Annotated in this window: 1 protein-coding gene; it reads left to right on the top strand. The window is 70.2% G+C overall.

Annotated features, from left to right (window positions below; translation table 11 throughout):
- The coding region (locus AOK15_RS40955) for an ABC transporter substrate-binding protein (RefSeq protein WP_055524315.1) at positions 1–990 on the top strand (990 nt) is incomplete at its 5' end.
- Positions 991–1,015 lie beyond the last annotated feature (25 nt).

Here is a 1,015-nt window from a genome sequence, read left to right as displayed (position 1 = left end):
CCGCCCGCCTCGACCGTCGCCGCCACCGGGTGCGGGGCGACGGTCGAGGCGGGCGGGGGCGGGCCTGCCTCCTCCGTCACGCTCACCAACTGCGGGCAGAAGGTGACGTACGACAAGATCCCGGAGCGGGTGGTCACCAATGACGTGGGGATCACGGAGCTGATGTTCGCGCTGGGGCTGGAGGACCGGATGGCCGGGTTCGCCATGCCCGACGACAAGGGCGACCTGAACGGGGTGCCCTGGAAGGGCGGATACGACAAGGTCGCGTGGCTGTCGAAGGACCAGCTAACCAAGGAAAACGTCCTCGACGCGCGCGGCGACTTCGTCTTCGCCGGCTGGAACTACGGCTTCCGCGAGGAGGCCGGCTTCACCCCGCAGGCGCTGAAGACGCTCGGCATACCCTCGTACGTCCTCACGGAGTCCTGCCGCAACGGCCGTACGGACACCTCGCGGGGCATCATGCCGCCGCTGGAGGCGCTGTACACCGACCTCACCAACCTGGGGAAGCTGTTCGGGGTGGAGAAGCGGGCGGCCTCGCTCGTCGCCGAGTTCAAGGAGGAGGTCGCCGCCGTGCGGGCCGGGGCGCCCCAGGGGGCTGAGCGGCCGAAGGTGTTCCTGTACGACAGCGGGGAGGAACAGCCCTTCACCTCCGGCCGGTTCGCCGCGCCCGAGCAGATCATCAGCGAGGCGGGCGGCGTCAACGTCATGCACGACGTGGCGGACTCCTGGACCACCGTGGGGTGGGAGAGCGTCGTCGAGCGGGACCCGGACGTCATCGTCATCTGCGACTACGGGGACGTGAGCGCCGAGCGGAAGAGGAAGTTCCTGCTGTCGTACGGGCCGTTGCGGAACGTCTCGGCGGTCAAGAACCGGCAGATCTTCGTCCTCGACTACGTCGATCTGGTCGAGAGCCCGCGCAACCCCTCGGCCATCGCCCGGCTCGGGACGTACCTGCGCGGGGTGAGCGAGGGCGGGCGCGGGGAACGGTAGACGCCCGCCCGGGGCCGGGGGCGGG

Origin of the sequence: Streptomyces ossamyceticus (assembly GCF_001418475.1) — a bacterium.
Lineage (GTDB): Bacteria > Actinomycetota > Actinomycetes > Streptomycetales > Streptomycetaceae > Streptomyces > Streptomyces ossamyceticus.
The sequence above is the reverse complement of the archived record's forward strand: the minus strand, read 5'-3'. Positions and strand labels throughout refer to the sequence as shown.